The following is a 24,531-nucleotide window of genomic DNA, read 5'->3' as shown; positions in this document are numbered from 1 at the left end:
GTTGGCATGACCACGAAATGCTTCACTTGGACCCGCACCCTCAGTCGGGGAGCCACCGGCAACGACGTGAAACAACTCCAGATCCGCATCGCCGGTTGGGTCGCCTACGGCGAGACCCTCGCGATCGACGGCGTCTTCGGCCCGGCCACCGCCGCCGCCGTCAAGCGCTTCAAGGCCGGCTACGACCTCGCGGACACGTCGGAGACCGCCGGCCCGTCGACCTTCACCCTGATCTACTCCATCCAGGACGACGACTGCACCCCACGCCACTTCGCGTATTCCGAGTTCGACGGTGGTTGTGGCCAGGCCGGCTTTTCCGGTGGTGCGGTCGACGCCGCCACCGTGCGGGAGAACCTGTTGCGGGTCATGTGGCAACTGGAGGCGTTGCGGCACAAGCTCGGCGACCGGCCGATCGTCATCTCCTCCGGATTCCGGAGCATCTCCTGCAACAGCAAGGTCGGCGGAGCGTCCGGCAGCCTGCACACGTACGGCAAGGCCGCCGACCTGGGCACGTCGAGCGGACCAAGTCTCTGCGAGATGTGGCGGATGGCCCGGTACTGCGGTTTCAAGGAGATCCTGGGGCCGGGTTACCCCGACCACGACGACCACGTCCACGTCGGCAACAAGTCCAGCCAGTTCTGGCGCGCCCCGAACTGCTGACGCGGCGTCCTGATACCCCGCCGTCAGCTGCCCCGGTCTCGCCGTCGATCAGCCGTTGATGCAGGGCACTACTCGGTCGGGTCGTACGTGGGGGACAGGCGACAAGACGATGCAAGACGCTACGACGCAAAGGACCACCCCCGCGTACGCGGGGAACAGATCACGGGTTTCGACCTGTACGTGATCAACAAGGGATCACCCCCGCGTGCGCGGGGAACAGGCCGAGCGTGCCGAGGGGGATAGGGCCCTCGCGGGATCACCCCCGCGTGCGCGGGGAACAGGACCACCCGCACGCGCCGATCGGGTCGTGGGCGGGATCACCCCCGCGTGCGCGGGGAACAGGCCGCCCCACCGCCCGTGGGTGTGGCCGGCGGCGGATCACCCCCGCGTGCGCGGGGAACAGTCGGCGATCGGGTGGAAGAACAGGCCGGTCGGGGGATCACCCCCGCGTGCGCGGGGAACAGTAGACCTCCCGCCACGTCCCACCCAGGTACGCCGGATCACCCCCGCGTGCGCGGGGAACAGAACGTCCTGTCCGGCGAGGTGACCCAGAGTTGGGGATCACCCCCGCGTGCGCGGGGAACAGTCGATCACGGTGTCGGTCACGGTCACGCTCTCCGGATCACCCCCGCGTGCGCGGGGAACAGAAGTCCTCAACCGTCTGCGCGAGCACGACGACGGGATCACCCCCGCGTGCGCGGGGAACAGGGGTCGGGTCGGACAGCATCAAGTGGTAGTCGAGGGATCACCCCCGCGTGCGCGGGGAACAGTATCGCTCACGGGTTCCAGGCGAGATGCGGGTTGGATCACCCCCGCGTGCGCGGGGAACAGGCTTCCTGACCTGGTGCGCTAAAGATCAACTAGGCCAATTTTCTTCACTTTGGTTGGCATGACGCTCCACCGGGGCAAGGTGACGGGCTCACGTCGAACACAGCGCACCCGACGTTAGTTGTCAAGTTGAGGGTGGGCCGCTACGTCTCCCGGTTCTTGTACCGCTGATAGGCCGGGCGCGCTCGCCAGCGGTGTCGTCGTCGTAGCTGCGGCGGTTTTCGCCTGCCTGCACCCGCTCGGGGCGAGGCGAGGCAGCAACGGGGGCCTGAGTCTGACCCTGCGCGTCGATCGAGCCCATCGGTACGTCCGGCTCGGGCGCTTCCCGAGGGTGGCGACCATCTTGGACCTGCGGCGTCTGGGGATGGTGGATGACGAGGTCAACAAGCCGGGGCCCATCAGGTCCACGGCTGGAAGAAGGCATCCGAGGCGTTTGCCGAAATCGTCGAGACGGATCCTTCCGCGGGCTGAACTCACCGGGTTCGGGCGGTGGGGACTGATGGTGGGGCAAGGCCGAGGGTGCCTGTGGTGAGGCCGTCGCCGATCTCGCTGGCCAGGGCAGCTCCGGCCGCTGCCGCCTGGTCCAGAGCGGCGCGAAACTCCACGAGTTGGCGGAACGCCCTGCCGTATGCCTGCTGCTGGTCGAGCGGCACCACGGGGATGGCGAGACGCCGGATGTCGATGCGTAGAGCCCCGTTCGCGGTGCTGGAGGCGCGGCCGGCGATCCGCGCGTTGTCCGGGCGGGACATGACACCGGCGACGAACCACGGATCGAAGCGGTCGGTGTCGACGCGGATCAACTGGACGCTGGGCCCGAGTGTGGCTCCGATCTGTGCCGGGGTGGCAACCCGAGCACTGATCTTCCGGCCGATGACGGGAACGAGGATGTCGCCGGCAGCCACCTGCGGCCCCGGGTCGTCGTTTGCGCTGCGGGCCGCCGAACCGGTGGCCGGGCTGCCAGCGAGGACGTCGGCAGCGGTCAGTACGGCGACGCTGGAGGTGACACCGGTTGTCCGGCTGCGGATGGCGGTGCGCTGGACGGTGATGCTGCCGGATCGGATCAGGTCGGCGATGTCGGCTTGAGGAGCCTCGCGTAGCGGCGTTGCCGATGTCTCGCGTACTGCGGGCAGGATGCGCCGCATGTCGTCGAGGAGCCGGTCGAACTCGTTCATTCTGGCGATGATCTGTGCCGGTGTGGCGACGAGTTCGCTGGCCTGCGGTAGGTGGCGTTGCGGTGTCAGGTCGACCTGGTCGTCGAGCAGTTCGATGGCGGGTACGGTGCGGTGGACGCCGGGCAGCTCCGCGCGGTCGTCGGACTGGTGGGCACGCCATGCGGTGCCGACGATCTCGGCGAGGGGCCGGGTGGCGGATTCCGTGGTGGTGTCGACCACGAGCAGGTCGGCTGCGTGTGGCTGGTGCGGATCAGACTGGGTGAGGACCCAGACGTGCAGTCCGATGCCGGCTGGCGGCATCAGGCCGGCGGGGAGCGCGATGATCGCGCGTAGTGCGCCGCGGCGGATCAGTTCTGCGCGGACCCGGCGGCCTGCGGGGCGCGCCGCGGCAGCCGGGGGCATGAGGACGACGACGGTGCCGCCGGGGGAGAGATGCGCCAGCGCGTGTTGCACCCAGGCAAGTTCGGGTTCGGTACGTGGGGGAAGCCCGTACGCCCAGCGGGGGTCGTACGCGAGACGGTCGTGACCCCAGTCGTGGATTCCGAACGGAAAGTTCGCCACGACGACGTCGGCCCGCAGGTCGGGTAGGGCGTCTCCGAGCAGGCTGTCGCCGATCTGCACGACGGGCGGCTCCACGTCGTGCCCGGCGTGCCGGGCGCGCAGGTGCACGAACCACAGCCGCAGCAGGGTGATCACCGCGTACTGCCGGTTGATCTCCTGCGCGTAGCACCGGGTGGGCGTGCCGTTCCGCAGGGCCCGGTCGGCGGCCATTCGCAGGAGCGACCCGGTGCCGCTGGTGAAGTCGAAGGTGCGGGCTCCGGAGCCGGCGAGGGTCAGCATCACGTCGGCGACGACGTCCGGTGTGCCGGCGAGGCCGGACAGTGAGTGGGCTGAGGCCACGTACTGGTTGTGCAGGTGCTCGAAGGCGGCTTCGGGGCCCTGTTCCGCCCCGAGTTGGTCGACTGTGCGCAGCAGCGTGGTGAGCTGCGCGGTCCACTGTCCCGGAAGGACGTCACCGATCAGCTCGGCCAGTCCGGGATCGAGGGTGCGCAGGTGGCTGACGAGCTGCCTCGGCGTGGGCAGGTCGGTGTCGGTGGTCGTGGTCTGGTCGGCGCGGACGAGCAGTAGTGCGCCGGCGACACCGAGGATGTCGCTGATCTGCGTCGCGGGCTGGTAGCTCTCGATGTGTCGCCAGGCCCATTGTTCGGTGCCGGCGTGGTGCAGCCGGCCGTGGCGGCGCAGCCAGTGCTCGACTTCCCGCGCGTCGAACGACGGACTCGTCGGCGTGCCACCCACGGGTGTCGGGAAGTCGGCGTACCGGCGGCGCCAGTTGCTGACCGCTGCCCTGCCGACGCTGGCCAGTCGCGCGATGCCACTTGCGGTCAGGGTGGCCTCGTTCGGGGCCATGCTCGGCTCATCTGTCACTCGTGAACGCTAGCATGACCCAACAGCTTGTGTATACGGTTCACAGCGTCTATGTTCCTTGGTGTTCCGGCCAACCATGCCCTTGGAGGAGCAATGCCGCGTCGTGGACGTAGTACCACCATCGGAAAGATCGGAAAGGTCCACCAGGACCGTCGAGTCTCCGAGATCAGGGTGCTCGGTGAACTGCTGCGGCGGGAGCAGGGCGCCACGCCGGGCGAGGCCGCGCCGCCGCAGGACAGGTGGACAAACGCGGAAGTTCACTGACCGGACCGACCCGTACCGACGTCTGAAGGAGGACCATGAACACCTTTGCTCGTATCTGGACTGCCGAGCACGCTGTCCCCGCGCTTCCCACCGGTGGCGTACGTTCGCCACGGCACCGCGCGGTACGGCTCGACGGACATCACCACACCCCAGGCGTACGCGCGAGTGCGCCTTGATCCCGTCGTCGGTGCGGCCATCGCGGACGCCTACCTGGCGGCGCCGATCCGGGACGAGCGGGCCTATCCCGCCTACGCCGCCTTCTGCCGCGAGACGGTCCGGCAGTACCACTTCCTGGTGGGCCGGGTGGAGTTCGGCGGCCTGGGCATCGAGGTGCGGGTCGTCGACATCGACCCGTACCCGGACGTCGCGTCGATGGTCGACGACGTACGGCGGCGCCGGCTGAAGGTGTGGGCCAGCGCGGCCAGTGGCAACCCGCACCCGTTCCTCGGCGACGGGGAGAACGACATGTTCCGGGCGGTCCACGACGTGTTCGGGCACGCGGCCACCGGTCGTGGCTTCGACCGGCACGGCGAGGAGGCGGCATGGTTGAAACACAGCACCATGTACTCGCCGCTGGCCCGGCGGGCCCTGGCGACCGAGACACGTGGTCAGAACTGCGCGCGGATCTTCCGCTTCGGCGGTGACCGCTTCCCGGAGCAGAAGGCGGTGTTGCTGCCTCGGCTGTTCAGTGATCCGCGTTCGGTGTCGGTCAGGAGGGCTGACGCGGAGCTGGGGGTGAGGGCTCCTCGCTGAGGTGCGCGATTTCCTGGCGCAGGCGCAGCACCGCCGGATGCTCCGCCCCCTCCGCCCGAGCCCGGTCCTCCAGGAGTTCCTGGAACAGTCGCGACGCCCGGCTGTGTTCGCCGAGCGCCCGGTGGGCGCGAGCGACCCCGAGCCGGAAGTCGAACACCAGCGGGTCGTCGTCGCCGTGCTGCCGTGCGTGCTGGGCGGCCAGGTGCCGCCACTGCCGTGCGGCAGCCCGGTACTCGCCTGCGGCGTGCAGCTGTTCCGCCTGCTTGGCGGCCAGTCCCACGTCGAGAGGGGTCGGCTCGGCGGTGGTCGTCGCGGTGGGGCGGGTGTGCGGGGGCACCCGTCCCACGATCGCGGCGTAGGCCCGTACCGCCCCGGCGGTGTCGGTGAGCACGCCGGGAATCGGCGGCAGGTCGTGGCAGAACGGTGCCAGCACCGTGTAGACGTCGGCGGCGGTGGCGGGCCGGTCCCGGGGATCGATCGCCAACAGCGTGTGCACCAGGTCGTCGAGTTCGTCGGGGATGCCGGGGCGTAGCTGGGTGGGGCGTGGCGGCGGACCGTCGATCTGACGCCGCAGCGTGGTCGTGGTGGTCACCTCGTCGAAGGGCGGAGAGCCGGTGAGCAGGTCGAAGAGCGTGGCCCCCAGGCCGTACAGGTCGGTGCGGTGGTCGGTGGGCTCCCCGAGGACCTGCTCCGGTGCCATGTAGCCCACGGTGCCGAGAGCGTGCCCGGTCAGGGTGATCCGGGAGTAGCGGTCGTCGTCCCGTACGACCGCCAGGCCGAAGTCGAGCACCTTCACCGCGCCGCTCGTGTCCAGCATGACGTTGCTCGGCTTGATGTCCCGGTGCACCAGGCCGATCTGCCGTGCGGCGAGCAGGACGGCGCAGATCTGCGCCCCGATGGCGGCGGCCCACCCCGGCGGGAGCGGCCCCTGTTCGCCGATCAGGTCGGTGAGCGTGATTCCGTCGATCTTCTGGAGGACGACGTACGGCTGGCCGGCATGCTTGCCGAGGTCGTAGATGGCGGGTACGCCGGGGTGGTCGAGCCGTGCGGTCAGCAGTGCCTCCCGTCGGAAGCGGCGCACCAGGTCCACGTCCGGCTTGGCGGCGTTGACGAACTTCACGATGACGGCACGGTCGAGCAAGGTGTCCTGGGCGGGCCAGACCTCACCCATGCCCTTGTGGGCCAACGGAAACCGGCCCAGCCGGTACCGGTCCTTGAGGCTCGTACCGGGGACCACGGGCTCAGCATATCGGCCGAACCGCCGGAGCCCACGCCGCATCCGTCCGGTTCGGCGTGCAATATCTGGTGAACTGGATGCACCAAGATCGGTTTGCAAGCGCGGTTCACAAAATGCTCTAATGTGGAAGCGGCGTGAGCAGCTTCTTCGACTACGCCGCTCTCCCATGCTGCGCGATCGACCCGATCGACCGTGTCCGACTCGCGACAGTTCCACCTTCCGCGCTCCGGTGCCGGCCGAGCGCCACCGACAGGGGATGGCATGCCTGAGTTGGCCCTCGGCCGGGACTTCCTTCCTGCCTACGCCAAGCTGCAAACCCGCGTGCAACGCGCCGTGATTGCCGCCATCGCCAAGTTCGCCGAGCACACCCACGCGGGCCTGCACCTGGAGAAGCTGACCGGGGCCCGGGACCCGAACGTCCGCACCATCCGCATCGACAGGTTCTACCGCGGAGTCGTCCTCGCACTCGGCGAGGAGAGGTACGCGCTGCTCAACGTCCTGCCGCACGACGACGCCATCGACTTCGCGCTGAGCCGTCGGTTCACCGTCAACCAGACCCTCGGCGTGCTGGAGATGCGTGACCAGGCGGGCATCGAGGAGTTCGCCCGCACCGAACCCGTGAGCATGCACGGCGGACTGTTCGACCACGTCCCGGCCGCCGACTTCGTCCGGCTCGGCATCGACGAGGACCTGGTGCCCCTGCTCCGCGTCATCACCACCGACCAGCAGTTGAAGAGCCTCGCCGGACGCCTGCCGGAGACCCAGCTCGGCACGCTCAACGACCTGGCCACCGGGATGACCGTGGCGGAGGTCTGGGCGGAGCTGGCCGACCGGGTCGTGTCGGGCGTCGACACCGACGACCTGCTGACCGCGGCACGCCGGACGCCCGAGCGGATCGCGTTCGTCTCCGGCCCGGTGGAACTCGCCGCCATCCTCGCCCACCCGTTCGACGTGTGGCGCACCTTCCTGCACCCGACCCAGCGCGACGTCGCCTACCGCGAGACCTACAGCGGCCCCGCGCTGGTGACCGGCAGCGCCGGGACCGGCAAGACGGTGACCGGCCTGCACCGGGCGGTGTTCCTCGCCGAGCGGTTGCCCGACGGCGAGAAGGTCCTGCTGACCACGTTCACCCGCGCGCTCGCCAACGCCCTCACCAGACAGTTGTACCGACTCACCGCCGACCCGGCGGTCCGCGCGCGGATCGACGTGATCAGTGTCGACAAGCTCGCCCACGACATCGTCACCCGGCACAGCGGGAAGGTCGCGGTCGCCGAGAGAGAGATCCTCGACCACCTGTGGGAAGCCGCTGCGAAGGCCGGGCCCACCTACGTGAACCGCGCCGGCCAGGTCACCGGCGTCAGCGCCGCCTTTCTCCGGCGCGAGTGGGAGCAGGTCGTCCTGGCGCAGCAACTGACCACCCTGGACGAGTACCTCGGCACCACACGTAAGGGCCGTGGCGCGGGTCTGCGCGCGACCCAACGCGCCCAGGTGTGGACCGCGATCGACGGCGTGGCGCGGGAGCTGGCGAAGCGACGTCTGCGCACCCACACCCAGCTCGCCGACGACGCCGCCGCGATCCTCCGTCGCTCGTCGGCCCGGTACCGGCACGTCGTCGTCGACGAGGGACAGGACCTGCACCCGGCGCAGTGGCGGCTGCTGCGCGCGCTCGTCCCACCCGGACCGAACGACATGTTCCTGCTCGCCGACCCGCACCAGCGCATCTACGACAGCCACGTCTCACTGACCCAACTCGGTATCGAGGTCCGGGGCCGGACCCGGCGGCTCACCGTCAACTACCGGACCACCCACGAGATCCTGGACCTGTCGGTCAGGGTCCTCAGCGGCGACACCGCCACCGGCCTGGACGGGCAGGACGACACGTTGCGCGGCTACCGCTCGATCACCCGTGGCGGGGCGCCCGACCTCGTCGCCCACCCCAGCCGCGACGACGAGCACGACGCGCTCGTCGAACGGGTCGGGACCTGGCTGGACCAGGGGGTGGAGGAGCACGCGATCGGTGTCGCCGTCCGGACCGGACAGCTGGTCAGGACCATCAGCCGGATCCTGGGTGAGGCGCACATCCCCGTCGCCGACGACAAACGCGGCGTCGACGGGGTGCGCGTGGCCACCATGCACCAGATGAAGGGGCTGGAGTTCCAGTGCCTCGCGGTGGTCGGGCTGGACGCCGGCATCCTGCCGGCGCCGAACGCCCTCACCTCGGCCGCCGAGGACCCGCACGCCCACCGGCAGGACCTGCAACGGGAACGCTGCCTGCTGTTCGTCGCCCTGACCCGGGCCCGCGACGTGCTGTACCTGTCCCACACCGGCACGCCGAGCCCGCTGCTGCCGGCGGGCCGATGAGCGCCGCCACCGCCGGAGGCGGTCCGAAACTGGGCGACGCGGCCCGCTCCGTCTGGGGCAAGACCGACCGCCGGGGCACCTCGCCGGTCGGGTGGCTGCCGCTGTGGCGGCACCTGGCCGACACCGCCGACGTGGCCGGGCACCTGTGGGACCACTGGCTGGGCCGGGCGGTCCGCCGGCGCATCGCCGACGAGCTGCCCGGTGGTGAGCGGGACGGCCGTACCCTCGCGGTCTGGATCGCCGGTGTGCACGACGTCGGCAAGGCCACCCCGGCCTTCGCCTGCCAGGCGTACGCGCTGGCGGACCGGATGCGCGACCACGGGCTCGGATTCCACCGGGACCTGATCCGCGCCGACCGCCGGTACGCCCCGCACGCCACGGCCGGACAGCTCGTGTTGGCGGACTGGCTGCACCAGCAGGACTGGACCGACCCCCACCCGTACGCCGTCGTCGTGGGCGGCCACCACGGCGTCCCGCCGACCGACGAGGGGCTCCGCAACGCGCAGGTGCGCCCGTACCTGCTCGGTGACCCGGCCTGGCAGCAGGTGCAGCAGGAGTTGCTGACCTGGATGACCGAGCGGTCGGGCGCGGCGCAGCGGCTCGGCGAGTGGCGCGACGTGCCGCTGTCCCAGCCCGTCCAGGCCGCGCTCACCGGTCTCGTGATCGTCGCCGACTGGATCGCCAGCAACGAGGAGTTCTTCCCGTACGTCCTCGGCGGCACGGACGGGGAGAGACTGCGGTCCGGCTGGGAACTGCTGGACCTGCCCGTCCCGTGGCAGCCCGCCGCGCCGCCACCGAGCGTGGACGAGCTGTTCGGGGCGCGGTTCGCGCTTCCCGTCGGCGCGGTGCCCCGCCCGGTGCAGCGCACCGTCACCGAGCTGGCCGAAACCATGCCCGTGCCCGGCATGATGATCGTCGAGGCGGCGATGGGTGAGGGGAAGACCGAGGCGGCCCTCGCCGCGGTGGAGATCCTGGCCCGCCGCACCGGCGCGTCCGGCTGCTACCTGGCACTGCCCACCCGGGCTACCAGCGACGCCATGTTCGGGCGGATGCTGGCCTGGTTGCGTCGGTTGCCCGACGCCCAGGTCGGCCGGGGCGACCGGGACGTGCGGCTGGCCCACGGCAAGGCGGCGCTCGACCCCGACTACGACCGGCTGCGAACGACGTCCCTGCCGAGCGGCATCGCCGTGGACGCCGGGGGTGCCGACATCGGCGTGCACGTCTGGCTCGCCGGACCCAAGCGGAGCCTGCTGTCCAGTTTCGTCGTGGGGACCATCGACCAACTGCTCTTCGCGGCGTTGCGCGGCAAGCACCTCGTGCTGCGTCACCTCGGCCTGGCCGGCAAGATCGTCGTCATCGACGAGGCACACGCCTACGACGTCTACATGGGGCGGTTCCTCGACCGGGCGTTGGAGTGGCTCGGCGCGTACGGCGTCCCGGTTGTCGTCCTGTCGGCGACCCTGCCGGCACACCGGCGGGCCGCGCTGATGCGGGCGTACGACGCGGGCCGGCTCGGACCGCTGCCCAAGCCCACCTGGCGCGACCGGGGTAAGCCGCGCGTCGACCCGTACGCGCCGCTCCGCACCGACCTGCGCTACCCCCTGGTCACGGTCTCCACCGCCGACCGGGGCGCCACCGCCACCACCTGCGCCGACTCCGGGCGGGGCAACGAGGTCACGGTGCGAACCCTGGCCGACGACCTGCCGGCCCTGGTCGAGCTGCTCAGCGACCGGCTGGCCGGCGGGGGGTGCGCGCTCGTGGTCCGCAACACCGTGGCCCGCGTCCAGGAGACCGCCGCCGCGTTGCGTACGGCCCTCGGACCGGACACCCCCGTGTCGGTGGCGCACTCCCGGTTCATGGCCCTCGACCGCGCGGCCAAGGACCGTTGGCTGCGCGACACGTTCGGCCCACCTGGCGTCGGTGACCGCCCGGCGAGGCACGTGGTGGTGGCCAGCCAGGTCGCCGAGCAGTCCCTCGACATCGACTTCGACCTGCTCGTCACCGACCTCGCCCCGGTCGACCTCGTGCTGCAACGCATCGGCCGGCTCCACCGGCACCCGCGCGGCGACCGCCCTGCCCGGCTGGAGACACCGACGTGCTGGATCACCGGCGCGGACTGGACGACCGAACCGCCGCAACCGGTCAGCGGCTCCCGCCGTGTCTACCAGCCGGCCACCCTGCTGCGCAGTGCGGCGGTGCTGCTGCCGTACCTGGACGGGGCACCGCTGCGGGTTCCGTCGGACATCGCCCCGATCACCCAGGCCGCCTACGGCGACGCGCCCGTGGGCCCGTCGTCCTGGCAGCCCGCGATGACCGAGGCGGAGGCGAAACAGCGGGACGCGTTCGAGGCCAAGGAGCTCAAGGCCGACGGGTTCCGCCTGGCCGCCGTCGGGGAGCCCGGGGTGCCCCTGATCGGCTGGCTCTCCGGTGGCGTCGGCGACGCGGACGAACGCACGGCACGAGGTCACGTCCGCGACACCGACAGCGAGTCACTGGAGGTGCTGTTACTGGTACGCACCCCAGCCGGCCTGGTCGTCCCCCCATGGGTCGCTGGGGGTGGAGAGGTGGTGCCCCTCGGCTCGACCCCGCGTTGGCGCCTGGCCCGTTCCGTCGCCCGGTGCACCCTGCCCCTGCCCCGCGCGATGACCTCCACCGAGGTCATCGACGACGTGCTCGCCGAGCTGGAGAGTCGGTACGACCTCAGTGCCTGGCAGGACAGTCCCTGGCTCGCCGGTGAACTCGTCCTGGAAATCGACGGTGAAGGCCATGCCCGCGTGGGCCCCTTCGATCTGCACTACGACCTCCACGCGGGCCTCCATGTTGTCCGAGCAGACTGATGTGGGAGCTGAGTTGACAAACCTCGATCACGGATCTGTGTTCTCGCTGGTGGACGAGGAGTGGATTCCGGTGCTGGACGCGGCGGGCCAGCGCCGCGACGTGTCGCTGACCGGCCTCTTCGCGCAGGCCGCCGAGCTGCGGATGATCGCCTGCGAGCTGCCCACGCAGTCCTTCGCGATCCTCCGGCTCGCCCTGGCGATCCTGCACCGCACCACCGGCGGTCCACCGGGCGTGGCCGCCTGGCGTGCGCTCTGGCAGGACCGGGAGCTGCCGACCACCGAGATCGCCGACTATCTCGACGAGTTCCGCGACCGGTTCGACCTGCTCCACCCGGAGCACCCGTTCTACCAGGTCGCCGACCTGCGCGCGGCGAAGGACAACACGTACGGCCTGGAACGCCTCATCGCCGACGTGCCGAACGGCATGCCCTTCCTGACCACCCGTGCCGGGCCGGGAATGGACTCGATCACGCTGGCCGAGGCGGCCCGCTGGCTGGTGCACTGCCAGGCGTACGACCCGTCCGGCATCAAGACCGGCGCGGTCGGCGATCCGCAGGCCAGGAACGGCAAGGGCTACCCGATGGGCCCCGGCTCGCTCGGATCGCTGGGCGGCGTCCACCTCGAAGGCCAGACCCTGCGGGAAACCCTGCTGCTCAACCTGGTGCCCGTCGCGCCCGGGTGGCAGGTGGCCGACGAGCGTGACCTGCCGGTGTGGGAGCGCGATCCGCAGACCGCCGGCGAGGAGGCCACCTCCACCCGGGGCCCGTACGGCGTGCTCAGCCTCTACACCTGGCAGTCCCGTCGGATCCGGCTCTTCGTCGAGGCGGGCCGCGTCACCGGTGCGATGATCTCCAACGGTGACCGGTTGGACTGGCAGGACAGGCACCTGCGGGAACCGATGAGCGTCTGGGGCCGCAGCGGGCCACGCGAGCGCGAACAGAAGCGGACCCCGATCTACCTGCCCCGGCCACACGACCACAGCCGGGCGCTCTGGCGCGGCCTGCAAACCCTGCTGCCCGCGCCGCCACCGCCCAACGCCGAGCCGCCGCAGCGGCTGCCGCCGATGGTGGTGCAGTGGCTGGCCCGGCTGACCGTCACCGGTGTCGTCGGGGCGGACTTCCGGGCCCGGACCCGGGCCACGAGCGTCACCTACGGCACCCAGCAGGCGGTCGTCGACGAGGTGTTCACCGACGCGCTCACCCTGAACGTGCTGCTGCTGGTCGAGGACTCCGCGCTGCGTACCACGGCGGTCGACGCCGCCGCCGACGCCGAGGCCGCGGTGACGGTGCTCCGCCGGCTCGCCACCAACCTGGCCCGCGCCGCCGGCAGCCGGGACACCGACAGCGGCGCGGCCGACCGGGCGGCCGAGCAGGCGTACGGCCTGCTGGACCGCGCGTTCCGCGACTGGCTGGCGCGGCTCGGACCGGACAGCGACCCGGCGGCCGAGCGCGCGGCCTGGCAACGCCGGCTACGCCGGGCCGTCGAGCGGCTCGGTTTCGAACTCGTCGAGGGCGCCGGCCCGAACGCCTGGACCGGCCGCACGCTCACCGACCAGCACGGCCGGGAGGTGCACTACTCCAGTTCGCAGGCCGAGGCGTGGTTCCGCACCGGACTGGCCAGGGCGCTGCCGATGGCAACCGAATCGTCGCACCAGAGGCAGGAGGAAGCAGCATGACCGTGGTGGAGACCGCCGATCCGGACGCCCCGACCCGAAAGCAGTGGGGACGGCGTCGCGGAGATCTCGGGGAACACGTCGCCCGGACCGTGGGCGGCCTACAGGCGAGGGTGTTGCGCACTGTTCCGGTGCCCGAGGCGGTCAGCGCCCTGGCCCGGTTGCGGCGGGGCATCGGCCGGACGCCGGGCTTCGACTACACCCTGGAGGACTACCTGTACGTGCCGGACGAGTGGGTGTCCTCCGCCGCCGAGCCCACCGACGCCGAGTACGCCCTCCACGACGCGGTGACCCTGTACGCGCTGCATCAGCAGTCCCGCCGGGAGCGGATGCACGTCGACGGGCGTGGCCTCGGTCAGGCCCTGGCCCAGCTCGTCCACGTCTCCCGCAACCCGGCGGGCGTACGCCGCCGCTTCGCCGCGCTCGGCACCGGCAGCACCTACCACGAGAGCACCTACCACCTGCGCAGCCTGATCACGATGCTGCGTGAGCACCAGATCCCCCTCGACTACGGCCTGCTCGCCGACGACCTGAAGACGCTCCGGCGACCTGCCGACCGTCCCAGGATCCAGGCCATCTGGGGCCGCGAGTTCTTCCGTAGCCGACCCCGCACCGACGTCGACACCCCCGACACCGACTCGCCCGAGGAGAACTGACCATGAGCCGCGCCATCATCGACGTCTACGCGCTCCACACCGTGCCGCCGAGCAACCTCAACCGCGACGACACCGGCTCGCCGAAGACCGCCGTCTACGGCGGCGTACGCCGGGGGCGGGTCTCCAGCCAGGCGTGGAAGCGGGCGATCCGGCTGGCCTTCGCCGACCTGCTCGACCGCTCCCAGCTCGGTGAGCGGACCAAGCGGGTGGGCGAGTCGCTCGCGGCGCGGATCAGGGACCTCGACCCGGGCCTCACCGAGGAGGACGCGTCCACCCTGGCCGCCGACGTCTTCGTGGCCGGCGGTCTCGCCAAGCCCAGCAAGAAGAAGGCGGACGCGAAGGACGTCGAGTCCGACTACCTGTTGTTCCTGAGCCACCGGCAGTTGGACAACCTGGCCACCGCCGCCCTGGACGCCTCCCGCAGCGGCACCCCCCTGAACAAGGCCCGGTTCAAGGAACTGGTCAACTCGGAGCACTCCGTCGACATCGCGATGTTCGGGCGGATGGTGGCCGACATGTCGGACATCAACGTCGATGCCGCCTGCCAGGTGTCCCACGCCATCAGCGTCCACGCCGTCGACAACGAGTTCGACTACTTCACCGCCGTCGACGACCGCAAGGCCGACGCCGCCGAAACCGGGGCCGGCATGATCGGTACGGTCGAGTTCAACTCGTCCACGCTGTACCGGTACGCCACCGTCGACGTCAACGCGCTGCACCGGACGCTCGGCGACGCCGCTGCGACCCGGGCCGCCGTCGAAGCCTTCCTGACCGCGTTCGCGCGCAGCATGCCGACCGGCAAGCAGAACACGTTCGCCCACCGGACGCTGCCCGACGCCGTGCTGGTGCGCCTGCGCGACACCCAGCCGATCAACCTGGTCGGAGCCTTCGAGACGCCGGTCCGCGAGACCGACGCCGCCGGACGGATCGAACAGGCCGCGACCGCCCTGGCCGCGCACACCGTGGCGGTCGAGAACGCCTACGGGGACCGGCCGGTCGCCAGCTGGGTCACCCACGTCGGGGAGAAGACCGCCGCGCTGGCCGACCTCGGCAAGGCGGTCAGCTTCAGCGAACTGGTCACCGCGGTGGGGGAGCAGGTCACCACGGCACTCGGAGCGCCAGCATGAGCGTGCTGGTGCTCCGGCTGGCCGGTCCACTCCAGTCGTGGGGTTCGTCCAGCCGCTTCGCCCGCCGAGGCACCGAGATCGCACCCACCAAGAGCGGCATCATCGGCCTGCTCGCCGCCGCCCGGGGCATGCGCCGCACCGAGCCGTTCACCGACCTGCTCGGGCTGGAATTCGGGGTACGGCTGGACCAGCCGGGGCAGATCCTGCGGGATTTCCAGACCGCCCGAAGTCTCGACGGCCGCCACAGCGCACCGCTGACCTACCGCTTCTACCTGTCCGACGCGGCTTTCCTCGCCGCCGTCAGCGGTGAACCGGAACTGCTGCACGGGCTGGCGGAGGCGCTGGACCGGCCACACTTTCCCCTCTACCTCGGGCGGCGGTCGTGCCCGCCGGCCGGGCCGGTCAACCTCGGCGTGCACGACGGGACCCTGGACGACGTGCTGACCGGGTGGCCGTGGCTGGCCGCCGAGTGGCACCGCCGCAAGGCGGCCCGCACCGTCCGGCTGGAGATCATCCGGGACGCCCGACCGGGTGAGCCGGTCACCGAAACCCTGCCCGACGAGCCGATCAGCTTCGACCCGGCGCATCGGCAACACACCTGGCGGTCCGTGCTGCGGCGGCACGTCGACGTCACCAACGACCTCGCGGAGCGGGCCGCTGTCGCCGACCACGACCCGCTGAGCCTGCTGGGAGGCTGAGCATGTACCTCACCCGGTTCCAGATCAACCCGGCCCGTCGGAACGCGCGGAAGCTGCTCTCCTCGCCGCAGGCCATGCACGCGGCGGTCCGCGCGGCCTTTCCCGTCGCGGAGGACCACGCGCGCGGCGACACCCGTACGCTGTGGCGCCTCGACACCGTCGGAACCGCGACCGTCCACCTCTTCGTCGTCAGCCCCGGCCGACCCGATCTCACCCACCTCGTCGAACAGGTCGGCTGGCCGACCAGCGCCGCCGAGCCCTGGGTGACCCGGGGCTACGACGGGTTGCTCGGCTCGCTACGGTCCGGAGAGCGATGGGCGTTCCGGCTGACCGCCAACCCCACCCACAGCGGACGCAAGACCGCCGACGCCAAGGACACGCAGCGCTTCGGCCACCTGCGGGAACACGAGCAGGTCGAGTGGCTCACCAGCCGCGCCGAGCGGTACGGCTTCGCCATCGCCAGCCAGCAGGACGGACGCCCCAACCTGCGGCTGCACCGCCGCCAGACGCAGACCTTCAAACGCGGTACGGGCACCGTCACGCTGACGACGGCGACGTACGACGGCATCCTCCAGGTCACCGACGCGGACGCCCTGCGGCGGGCCATGACCAGCGGCATCGGGCACGCCAAGGCGTACGGCTGCGGGCTGCTGACCCTCGCCCCCGCGCAGGCCGAGCCATGAAGATCCCCGGTGTTCCCCCTGCGGAACTGGCGGAACTCAACCGCGCACAGGACCGGCTCAGCTTCGTCTACCTCGAACGCTGCGTCATCCACCGGGACAGCAACGCGATCACCGCGACGGACGACAAGGGTGTGCTCCACATCCCGGCGGCCACCCTCGGCGTCCTCATGCTCGGCCCCGGCACCAGCGTCACCCAGCAGGCGATGATGCTGCTCGCCGACAACGGCGCTACGGCGGTGTGGGTCGGTGAACAGGGCGTCCGCTACTACGCGCACGGGCGGTCACTGGCCCGGTCGAGTCGGCTGATCGTCGCCCAGGCCGCCGCCGTGTCGCACCGCGACCGGCGCCTCGACGTGGCCCGCGCGATGTACCGGATGCGGTTCCCCGACGAGGACACCCACAACCTCACCATGCAGCAGCTACGCGGCAAGGAAGGAGCACGGGTACGACGCTGCTACCGGGAACACGCCCGGCGGACCGGCATCGTCTGGACCAACCGGGACTACAACCCGGACGACTTCACCAGCGGCGACCCGGTGAACCAGGCCCTGTCCGCAGCGCACGCCTGCCTGTACGGCATCGTGCACGCCGTCATCGTCGCCATCGGTGCCTCACCGGCGCTCGGGTTCGTCCACACCGGGCACGAGCGGTCTTTCGTGTACGACATCGCGGACCTCTACAAGGCCGAGATCACCATCCCGGTCGCCTTCGACATCGCTGCCAGCGAGTCGACCGACATCGGCACGGACACCCGTCGCGCCGTCCGGGACAGGGTGAACGGCGGCGCGCTGCTGGACCGCTGCGTCCGGGACATCCGGAACCTGCTGCTGCGGCCCGCCTGCTCGGGACCGATCGACGACGAGTGGGCCGACGAGGAAACTGGTGACGACACCGTCCGGCTCTGGGACGCAGACGGGCCGGAACTCGTCGGCGGGCGCAACTACGGCAGCGAGCTGGACTTCTGATGACCGTCATCATCCTCACCGCCTGCCCCGAGGGGCTTCGAGGGCATCTGACGCAGTGGCTGTTGGAGATTTCCGCAGGGGTCTACGTGGGACACGTCAACAGCCGGATCCGGCAGCGGCTCTGGGGCAAGGTGATCGAGATGGCCGGGCCCGGTCGGGCCCTGCTCGTCTACCAGGCCCCCGGCGAGCAGCGGCTTTCCTTCAGCGTGCACGACCACCACTGGAAGCCGGTGGACCTCGACGGTGTCACGCTGATCCGCCGCCCCACCGAACGGAAGACGTTCAACCCAGCCCTGCCGAGAGGCTGGAGCAAGGCGTCGAAACGCCGCCGGTTCGGCCGGAGGTCACCGGACTCTGGCGTACCAGCGGCTCCGAATCAAAGTGAACAAAAAACCGAGAGTTGATCTTCGGAGCCGCAGGTCAGGAAGCCTGCTCCCCGCGCACGCGGGGGTGATCCCCTTGTGCACGGTGGTGACCTGGGCGGGACGGTCTGCTCCCCGCGCACGCGGGGGTGATCCGCGGTCGGACGCCGGCGGGCACCGGGATTCCTGCTGCTCCCCGCGCACGCGGGGGTGATCCCTCCGCGCCGTTGTCAGACAGGGAATCGAACGTCTGCTCCCCGCGCACGCGGGGGTGATCCGTGGTACGGGCCGATGCTCCAGGTCGCGGAGACCTGCTCCCCGCGCACGCGGGGGTGATCCGCGGGAGTTGGAGTCGAATCCCCTGCTGGCCGCCTGCTCCCCGCGCACGCGGGGGTGATCCGCTGCGGGGCGGCATCCAGCGTGGCGAGTTCCCCTGCTCCCCGCGCACGCGGGGGTGATCCCGGGTCGTCATCGTGGTCGCACACCACCAGGGACTGCTCCCCGCGCACGCGGGGGTGATCCGCGCCGCACCCTCCTGAGACTCGGCGAGAGCCTCTGCTCCCCGCGCACGCGGGGGTGATCCCCACCACCGTGGCCGGCTCGTCCCCGGCGCTGACTGCTCCCTGCGCACGCGGGGGTGATCCCCACCACCGTGGCCGGCTCGTCCCCGGCGCTGACTGCTCCCTGCGCACGCGGGGGTGATCCCCGAGACGCCGGAGCGCTTGCGGCAGAGGCCTCCTGCTCCCCGCGCACTCGGGGGTGATCCGCGGAACGGAAGTGGCAGGCGGAAGTAGCTCGCCTGCTCCCCGCGCACGCGGGGGTGATCCAATCCGACAGGAACCACGCCGAGTCCCGGCGCACTGCTCCCCGCGCACGCGGGGGTGATCCCGTGGGGCCGTTCGTAGTTCCGGACCAAGAGCAACTCCGGTTGGCCCTGCCTGGATGACGTCAACGAGGTCGCCGAGCGGCACGGGGACACCTGGCAGCTGATGGTTGGCGGGTACTGGCTGCGCATCGGCCTGGATGCCGGGAACCATAGCTGGGACGAGATGTTAGCCGCCGTGGGACCGGTCACCAGCAGCACCGTCCAGCGAACCGCTCTGGTCGCGACGGTGGAACACGTGACGGTAGAGCAGCCGTTCCTCTCCAGAGCCCTCGCTGCCTCGAACCCGCCGGCCGCCGGCCCGATCCTGGAACTGCTCCCGCCCGGCGGCGGTCCGCTGCTGCGTACCGGCGAGCAGCGGACCCCGCTGGCCACCGTCCATCCGGACGGGCGGGTGGAGTTGCGCGGGCGACGGGGTGGCCCGTGTACGTGCTGGACGAGGGGAGCCAGTGCAACGACGAAGCCTGCCCCTGAGAAGAAATCGAAGGCGGGACGATCTGGATGGACCGGCGAACCACCGTGGCGGGCATCCGGGAAGTAGTGGCCTGGCACCGCGCCGAACACAGTTGCTGATCGAGGAGCCGCAGAGTGCCCCACAGGTTCGCCCTGCGGGCGCTTCTCCCGTCCAGCCTTACCGCCCGGTGAGGTCGACAGTCTCGGTCAAACCGGGCGGATCGAGGCTGACGGTGATCCGGGTGCCCCGGGGGGAGACCCGCGGCGGCTTGCCGTACCGGCCGAAGGTGATGACGAAGCGGTGGTAGCCGGGGCCGCCGTCGCTGGTGATGACCTTGGGGGTGACCACATCTCCAGCCGGACCTGTAGCGGTCACGGTCAGGGGAGAAGGGAGACCCGGCCCTTTCCAGGTGGGGGTCCGGAGGGCTCCGGACCCCGGCTCTTCGAGGATGTCGATCACCATCATCAGGCCATGTGGGCCATCGATGATGCCGTTGTGCAGGAGGGCCACCCCGCCGCCACGCGCGAGGATCGCCGGTGGTCGGAGGAGTCGGGGCTCAGCGACCGTCATGGCTGTCGACCCTAGTTGGTCGCCGAGTCCCGCGCGGTTACAACGAGCAGGACAGGACGGGTTCGTTGGTGCCGACGACGGTATCGAGGTAGACGCCTCGGGCGTAGACCTCGATGACCAGCCGGTACTTGCGGCGGTCGCTGTTGTCGCACCCGAGGCCGCCGGTCTTGGTGGCGACGCGTCCCGTGACCCAGTTGGTGTCCAGGGCGCCCTCTGGCTGGAAGATGATGCACCAGAAGTCGGGGCAGGTGGACTCAAGCCGGATCTTGATGCGGTGTGGCCAGTCGTCGCTGTTGTCGCAGGTCTGCTGGCCGCCGAACTCCAGCGTCGTGCTGGTGAGCAGCTTCGGACCATGGGAGGTTCCGGAGCAGTACGAGACCGGGTAGTCGACGCTCTCGGAGCGGATCTCCCATGTTCCGTCGGGGTGGACGATCAATTCGGGTTTGGCGGCGGTGGGGGCTGCGGCGTGGGCGGGGTCCACCCGTGGTTTTCGGATCAAAACAACTCCAGGCATCATGATCGCCGACGTCCACCCGACGGACCGACAAACAATGAGCTACGGCGCCTTGGCTAGCTGTAGGGGCTCGAAGGTCTGCTCCCCGCGCACGCGGGGGTGATCCCCGGATCGACGTTGACGCGCCGTCTCTCGCCGACTGTTCCCCGCGCATGCGGGGATGATTCGAGATGCGAGGGTTCATGACCTGGCTACTGGGACTGTTCTCGGCGCACGGGCTTCCCTGTTTGGCCATGCCTAGCGACTGCCTGCGCAGAGCCATAAATAAGCGCCGGCTGTTCCTCGACCGGCTTGCTCCCCTTGTCGTGGGCTATGGGCAGGGGCAGTCAGGGGCGGATCAGCTCGGTCTGGTCGCCGGGTAGGACCGTGACTTCGCCCTTCGGGTTCCGGATCTCGATCACGGGTACGCCCTCATCCAGGTCCATCTCGCGCCGCTCCCGGCTGGACGGCATCCGGACGATCGCCGAGCTGCCCGAGGTTAGCTCGACCTTGGCGCGTTCATGCTGCTCGCGGACCCACGAGCCGTGACCCTTGCTGGTGCTCACCACTCCCTCGGAGCGCAGCAGGGCGATGGCCATGCGGACGGCGTCCCGGCCGATGCCGTATTCCTGGCCCAGTCGGGCTTCGCTCGGTAGGGGTGACCCGACCGGCAGATCACCGGACTCGATCCGCGCTCGCACCAGCTCAGCGAGCTGCACATAGACCGGCGTGTGCGAGCGGGGATTGATGGTCATGGCACACAGCCTTATCGCCTCGTGCCCCACACCGGGTGTGGCCTTATGGGCATCTACATACTTGCGGCCATGTGGCAACAAGTTTACCCTCGGAGGTGTCGGCGCACGGGCTCAACGGCAAAGGCAACTATCACCGCCTGCCTGGCGTCGAGCGGTCAGCCCTGGTGTCGTACTGCTGATGGGAGCTGCGGCGGCAGGGCGGGGTGGCCCGCCCGTGCGCGGCGGGCGGGTGGGCCGCCCCTTCCAGGTCTGGTGACGGAGAGCGACAGAGAGGCGGAGCGGGCATGCGGTTCTTCTCCCGGTGGGCCGGCGGCAACCGGCGGCCGACCGGCGGCGGTAGCCACCAGCGGACCGGCGGCGGCAGTCACCGGCCGGGCGGTGGTGACCCGGGGGCGATGCGTCCGGCGGAGCCGGGTGTCTACCGGTCCCGGGCGTACGCGCCGCTGCGGTCCTGGCAGGTGCGGCGGCGACGGTTCCGCAGCGTCGGCCCGTTCCGGCGTGGGCTTGACCCGGCGGACGTGCGGGAGTTCCTCGACCGGGTCGCCGACGACCTGGCCGAACTGTACGACGAGCTGAACCAGAGCCGGGAGGAGACCAGCCGGATCAAGGATGCGCTGCGGCGCTGGCAGTCCGAGTACGCACCCCGGGTCAACGAGCGGGCGTACCGGTGACGCGCGGCCGGGAGCGGTTCGTGATCCACCTGCCGGTGCTGGCCGGGGACCTGACCGGTGCGGTGCGCCTGGCCCGGGTGGTGGCCCGGTGGGCGAGCAACCTGCCGTACACCGACCCGGGCGAGGCCACCGTGTCGTACGAGGACGAGCAGGGCGTACACCACCGAGTCTTCTGCGACACCCGGCTGCCCGGCGGGCAGCGCTGCCCGCTCCGGGCCGGACACGACGGCCCGTGCACCCGCCGGTTGCTCCGGTAGCCCGTAGCCGGCGGCCGGGCGGTGGTCGGTGGCGGTGCCCCGTCTGTGCGGGCAGCTCCAAAGGACGTCCCTACCTATTGGTCGCCCGGCGGCGGCCAGCCGGTGAGCCGGCCGTTTCGGTCCGGCGGCGAACCAGCCGGCGAGCCGGGCCGTCCCGCCGAGCCGGTAGCCGGCGTCAGCCGGCGAGCAGGGCGTCGTCGACGCTGGTCTCGCGGCGGCCGAGGTGGGCCGGGTCGCGGCCGGAGAGGACGTCCAGTACGGCCTTGACGGCGGCACCGTGCTCGCGGCTGGAGCTGATCCGCCAGGTCCGCTCGTACGCGCGAGCGGTCTCGTCACCGACCCCGTTGGCGTCGACGCCGAGGCGCCGGCACACCGTCACCGCGCGCGGCAGGTGGAAGGACTGGGTCACCACGGTCGCCCGGTCCACGCCGAAGATCCGTTTGGCCCGGGCGCACGAGTCGTACGTGTCCAGGCCGGCGTGGTCGCGCACGATCTTGTTCGCCGGCACGCCGCGCTCGACCAGCCAGCGTCGCATCGCGGTCGGCTCGTCGTACTCGGGATGGACGTTGTCGCCGGAGACCAGGATCGCGCCGACCTTGCCGGTGGCGAAGAGCTGCCGGGCGATCTCCAGGCGGGCGGCGAGGAACGGCGACGGCGTGCCGTCCGGCTGGACCTTGGTGCCGAGCACCAGGGCCACCGGCGCCTCCGGCACGCTGGCCGTGGTGAAGAGACGCCCCTCCGCGCCCTGCCGGATCCAGTTCACGCTGGCCACCGTGCCGGCGGTCAGCAGCACCGCGCCGACGACCCCCAGGCCGACGGCGATCCGTAGCCACCGGGGGACGGCCCCGGCCGTCGCGCGCCACGTCCCGATCGTCCTCGCCAGCCGTCGCCCCATGCCAACCAGTATTCCAGCGGCCGGCGAAACCTGATCTTGCCGAGAAGCGGCGGGTCAGGAGATGTAGTGCAGGACCACGTTGTGGACGTGGTGGGCCTTGTCCGAGCCGCGGAACTCGACCTCGTACGTGTGCGTGCCGACGTGGATCGCGATCGCCCCGGTGGAGAAGAACTGCCCGCCCCAGGACTTGTTGCTGACCACGCTCACGCTGGTGATCTTCGAGTACGGGATGCTGGTGATCGCGAACCGCTTCCCGACGAAGGAGCGGTCCTGGATGATCACGCGCCGGTCGGTGAGGCCGATGAAGCCGGTGCCGGTGCCGATGGCGTCGTAGACGGCGATGATCTGCTCGCCCTGGAGCAGGCCGCTTGCGATCTGGTTGTACTGCTCTTTCCGGTCGTACGTCGCGTTCGCCATGAATGCCACGGTAGGCGGGGCGTGCCAGTGCGCGCCCCGGCGCTCAGTCGTCGGCCGGCGGGGGTGGGGCCGTCCGGGCGAGACGACGGCGGCGCCACAGGTCGAGGCCGAAGCTCGCGGCCAGCAGGACCGCGAGCGCTCCCTTCCAGGCGCGTTCGAACGTCGGGCGGTTCTCGCCGAGGGCAGCGTCGCCGGCCAGGATCAGCCACGACACGACCAACAGCCAGAAGTACGGGCGGGACGTGTCGTGGACGATCGAGAACTTGCCCCGGGCGGTCGCCAGCAGCACCTGGGCCAACATCAGCACGAGCAGTAGGGGTACCACCACGTCCACGCTCATCGGACGAGTATGGCCGCTGGCCCTCGCGGAGCCGCCGGGGGTCAGCGGATGGTGCGGGGCCGCCGGGCGCGTTCAGGAACCGGTGACCGCGCGGTACGCGTCCTCGATCCGCGCGGCCAGCAGGACCTCGCCCTCGGTGAGCGGCTCGTCGTCGCCGTGTCCGACCCGGATCAGGGTACGGTCGGCCGAGCGGCTGATCTCGGGGCGCAGGTGCAGGGCGTCGGCGACGACCTTGACGCGTTCGGTCAGCGCGGCGTGCTGGCAGTCGTCGATCACGAGGGTGCGCCGGATCTGCTCCCCCTCTCGGATCCACCCGGAGAGCAGGGCGAGGGCGTCACTGAGGTAGTCGCGCTTGGTTCGACTGCGGAACAGCGCGCGCATCACCGCACCTCCCAGGCGTCGTTGCCGGCTCGTGGCCGAATCGTCGCCGTCCTGTGTCCCTGTTGGTGTTCCCTAGTCTGTCGTCACACCGGGGGTGTGTCCACGCCCACACTTCCCTCTCTTGTTGGCCTAGCGGTCGGCGACGGTATCCAAACCGCCGATTGATCTGGCACCCTGGTCAGCCGTGCGGACCGAACGGATTAGCGGTGACGGGCCGGCCGAACGCCGGGACGTGAAGGTGGTCGTGGGCGCGGCCATCGTCGCCGACGGGCGGGTGCTGGCCTGTGCCCGGTCCGCCCCGCCGGAGGTCGCCGGCCGGTGGGAGTTCCCGGGCGGCAAGGTCGAGCCCGGGGAGAGCGAGACCGCCGCCCTGGTCCGCGAGTGCGCCGAGGAACTCGCCGTACGCGTCGAGGTCGGCGACCGGGTCGGGCGGGACGTCCGGATGGCGCACGGCCGTTCCGTGCTGAAGGTGTACGCGGCCCGGCTCGTCGGCGGCGACCAGCCGAGGGCGCTGGAGCACGCCGAGATGCGGTGGCTCTCCGCCGACGAACTCGACACGGTCGACTGGCTTCCTGCGGACGTCCCCATCGTGGCTGCTCTCCGCCCCCTTCTCGCCCGGCTCTGACCGGCGCGCCCGCCTGCTCCGGGTGTTTGCAGGGGGCCCTTCCTCCACAAAAAGCGGTAACAGGGGACCCCTGCTACCACCCACAGCGTC

General features: G+C 70.9%; 24 protein-coding genes and 2 CRISPR repeat arrays. Of the genes, 14 read left to right on the top strand and 10 right to left on the bottom strand.

The features are described from left to right. Positions 1 to 6 precede the first annotated feature (6 nt). Positions 7 to 660: a M15 family metallopeptidase gene (locus IGA62_RS08010; protein ID WP_145815579.1), complete on the top strand. Its 654-nt coding sequence runs from the start codon at positions 7 to 9 to the stop codon at positions 658 to 660. Between the two features lie 131 nt (positions 661 to 791). Beyond that, a CRISPR array of direct repeats spans positions 792 to 1,491; the repeat unit is 28 nt; unit sequence GGATCACCCCCGCGTGCGCGGGGAACAG. 470 nt (positions 1,492 to 1,961) lie between these two features. On the opposite strand, the gene IGA62_RS08005 is transcribed toward IGA62_RS08010, so the two are convergent. Beyond that, entirely contained in the window at positions 1,962 to 4,085 is a 2,124-nt protein-coding gene (locus tag IGA62_RS08005) for an N-6 DNA methylase (RefSeq protein ID WP_145815580.1), read from the bottom strand. A 309-nt stretch (positions 4,086 to 4,394) separates the two neighbouring features. Between IGA62_RS08005 and IGA62_RS08000 the strand changes: the two genes are divergently transcribed. Further along, positions 4,395 to 5,102 (top strand): hypothetical protein, encoded by a 708-nt coding sequence (locus IGA62_RS08000; protein WP_232624922.1) that lies wholly within the window; start codon positions 4,395 to 4,397, stop codon positions 5,100 to 5,102. Here the strand turns inward: IGA62_RS08000 and IGA62_RS07995 are convergent. Then, a complete protein-coding gene (locus IGA62_RS07995) occupies positions 5,059 to 6,339 on the bottom strand; it encodes a serine/threonine-protein kinase (RefSeq protein WP_232624921.1) in 1,281 nt (426 codons plus the stop codon). The genes IGA62_RS08000 and IGA62_RS07995 overlap by 44 nt on opposite strands. A gap of 261 nt (positions 6,340 to 6,600) precedes the next feature. On the opposite strand from IGA62_RS07995, the gene IGA62_RS07990 reads away from it, so the two are divergent. The 9 genes from IGA62_RS07990 to cas2e are packed head-to-tail and all read left to right on the top strand — an operon-like array spanning position 6,601 to position 17,742. Beyond that, the gene (locus tag IGA62_RS07990; protein WP_145815582.1) at positions 6,601 to 8,700 is read left to right on the top strand and encodes a UvrD-helicase domain-containing protein; all 2,100 of its coding nucleotides are present in this window, start codon (positions 6,601 to 6,603) and stop codon (positions 8,698 to 8,700) included. Beyond that, positions 8,697 to 11,537, top strand: a complete 2,841-nt coding sequence (gene cas3, locus IGA62_RS07985; RefSeq protein ID WP_145815583.1) for a CRISPR-associated helicase Cas3' — start codon at positions 8,697 to 8,699, stop codon at positions 11,535 to 11,537. Before IGA62_RS07990 ends, cas3 begins: the two co-directional genes overlap by 4 nt. A gap of 13 nt (positions 11,538 to 11,550) precedes the next feature. Next, on the top strand, positions 11,551 to 13,212 hold the full coding sequence (gene casA / locus IGA62_RS07980; protein WP_232624920.1) for a type I-E CRISPR-associated protein Cse1/CasA: 1,662 nt from the start codon (positions 11,551 to 11,553) through the stop codon (positions 13,210 to 13,212). Next, positions 13,209 to 13,865, top strand: coding sequence for a type I-E CRISPR-associated protein Cse2/CasB (casB, locus tag IGA62_RS07975; RefSeq protein WP_145815585.1), 657 nt, complete (start codon positions 13,209 to 13,211; stop codon positions 13,863 to 13,865). Before casA ends, casB begins: the two co-directional genes overlap by 4 nt. Positions 13,866 to 13,867: 2 nt before the next feature. Beyond that, complete coding sequence (cas7e, locus tag IGA62_RS07970) at positions 13,868 to 14,992, top strand: type I-E CRISPR-associated protein Cas7/Cse4/CasC (protein ID WP_145815586.1); 1,125 nt, start codon at positions 13,868 to 13,870, stop codon at positions 14,990 to 14,992. Further along, the gene (cas5e, locus tag IGA62_RS07965; protein WP_145815587.1) at positions 14,989 to 15,690 is read left to right on the top strand and encodes a type I-E CRISPR-associated protein Cas5/CasD; all 702 of its coding nucleotides are present in this window, start codon (positions 14,989 to 14,991) and stop codon (positions 15,688 to 15,690) included. Before cas7e ends, cas5e begins: the two co-directional genes overlap by 4 nt. A gap of 2 nt (positions 15,691 to 15,692) precedes the next feature. After that, a complete protein-coding gene (gene cas6e / locus IGA62_RS07960) occupies positions 15,693 to 16,373 on the top strand; it encodes a type I-E CRISPR-associated protein Cas6/Cse3/CasE (protein ID WP_145815588.1) in 681 nt (226 codons plus the stop codon). Then, the gene (gene cas1e / locus IGA62_RS07955; protein WP_145815589.1) at positions 16,370 to 17,338 is read left to right on the top strand and encodes a type I-E CRISPR-associated endonuclease Cas1e; all 969 of its coding nucleotides are present in this window, start codon (positions 16,370 to 16,372) and stop codon (positions 17,336 to 17,338) included. The genes cas6e and cas1e overlap by 4 nt, the downstream gene beginning before the upstream one ends. Then, complete coding sequence (cas2e, locus tag IGA62_RS07950) at positions 17,338 to 17,742, top strand: type I-E CRISPR-associated endoribonuclease Cas2e (protein ID WP_145815590.1); 405 nt, start codon at positions 17,338 to 17,340, stop codon at positions 17,740 to 17,742. The genes cas1e and cas2e overlap by 1 nt, the downstream gene beginning before the upstream one ends. Positions 17,743 to 17,767: 25 nt before the next feature. Then, a CRISPR array of direct repeats spans positions 17,768 to 18,588; the repeat unit is 28 nt; unit sequence CTGCTCCCCGCGCACGCGGGGGTGATCC. A gap of 164 nt (positions 18,589 to 18,752) precedes the next feature. Here the strand turns inward: cas2e and IGA62_RS07945 are convergent. The 4 genes from IGA62_RS07945 to IGA62_RS07930 form a co-directional block, all read right to left on the bottom strand. Continuing rightward, a complete protein-coding gene (locus IGA62_RS07945; protein ID WP_145815591.1) occupies positions 18,753 to 18,965 on the bottom strand; it encodes a hypothetical protein in 213 nt (70 codons plus the stop codon). 249 nt (positions 18,966 to 19,214) lie between these two features. After that, complete coding sequence (locus tag IGA62_RS07940) at positions 19,215 to 19,607, bottom strand: hypothetical protein (protein ID WP_145815592.1); 393 nt, start codon at positions 19,605 to 19,607, stop codon at positions 19,215 to 19,217. 37 nt (positions 19,608 to 19,644) lie between these two features. Beyond that, positions 19,645 to 20,106 (bottom strand): hypothetical protein, encoded by a 462-nt coding sequence (locus IGA62_RS07935; protein WP_145815593.1) that lies wholly within the window; start codon positions 20,104 to 20,106, stop codon positions 19,645 to 19,647. A gap of 341 nt (positions 20,107 to 20,447) precedes the next feature. After that, positions 20,448 to 20,855, bottom strand: a complete 408-nt coding sequence (locus IGA62_RS07930; protein WP_145815594.1) for a GntR family transcriptional regulator — start codon at positions 20,853 to 20,855, stop codon at positions 20,448 to 20,450. A 395-nt stretch (positions 20,856 to 21,250) separates the two neighbouring features. Here IGA62_RS07930 and IGA62_RS07925 point away from each other — a divergent pair, with 395 nt between their 5' ends. Continuing rightward, positions 21,251 to 21,526: a DivIVA domain-containing protein gene (locus IGA62_RS07925; protein WP_232625054.1), complete on the top strand. Its 276-nt coding sequence runs from the start codon at positions 21,251 to 21,253 to the stop codon at positions 21,524 to 21,526. Further along, positions 21,523 to 21,783 (top strand): hypothetical protein, encoded by a 261-nt coding sequence (locus IGA62_RS07920; RefSeq protein ID WP_145815596.1) that lies wholly within the window; start codon positions 21,523 to 21,525, stop codon positions 21,781 to 21,783. Before IGA62_RS07925 ends, IGA62_RS07920 begins: the two co-directional genes overlap by 4 nt. A 175-nt stretch (positions 21,784 to 21,958) precedes the next feature. Here IGA62_RS07920 and IGA62_RS07915 read toward each other — a convergent pair whose 3' ends face one another. The 4 genes from IGA62_RS07915 to IGA62_RS07900 form a co-directional block, all read right to left on the bottom strand. Next, a complete protein-coding gene (locus IGA62_RS07915; RefSeq protein ID WP_145815597.1) occupies positions 21,959 to 22,678 on the bottom strand; it encodes a SanA/YdcF family protein in 720 nt (239 codons plus the stop codon). 54 nt (positions 22,679 to 22,732) lie between these two features. Continuing rightward, positions 22,733 to 23,095: a PH domain-containing protein gene (locus IGA62_RS07910; RefSeq protein ID WP_091451398.1), complete on the bottom strand. Its 363-nt coding sequence runs from the start codon at positions 23,093 to 23,095 to the stop codon at positions 22,733 to 22,735. A 43-nt stretch (positions 23,096 to 23,138) separates the two neighbouring features. Next, entirely contained in the window at positions 23,139 to 23,435 is a 297-nt protein-coding gene (locus tag IGA62_RS07905) for a hypothetical protein (RefSeq protein ID WP_145815598.1), read from the bottom strand. A 72-nt stretch (positions 23,436 to 23,507) separates the two neighbouring features. Beyond that, positions 23,508 to 23,816, bottom strand: a complete 309-nt coding sequence (locus IGA62_RS07900; RefSeq protein ID WP_145815599.1) for a 4a-hydroxytetrahydrobiopterin dehydratase — start codon at positions 23,814 to 23,816, stop codon at positions 23,508 to 23,510. A gap of 184 nt (positions 23,817 to 24,000) precedes the next feature. Here IGA62_RS07900 and IGA62_RS07895 point away from each other — a divergent pair, with 184 nt between their 5' ends. Beyond that, positions 24,001 to 24,441, top strand: a complete 441-nt coding sequence (locus tag IGA62_RS07895; protein ID WP_145815600.1) for a (deoxy)nucleoside triphosphate pyrophosphohydrolase — start codon at positions 24,001 to 24,003, stop codon at positions 24,439 to 24,441. Positions 24,442 to 24,531 lie beyond the last annotated feature (90 nt).

It is taken from the genome of Micromonospora sagamiensis (assembly GCF_014680085.1).
Classification (GTDB): Bacteria; Actinomycetota; Actinomycetes; order Mycobacteriales; family Micromonosporaceae; genus Micromonospora; species Micromonospora inyonensis.
This window is presented reverse-complemented; position numbering and strand designations above follow the sequence as displayed.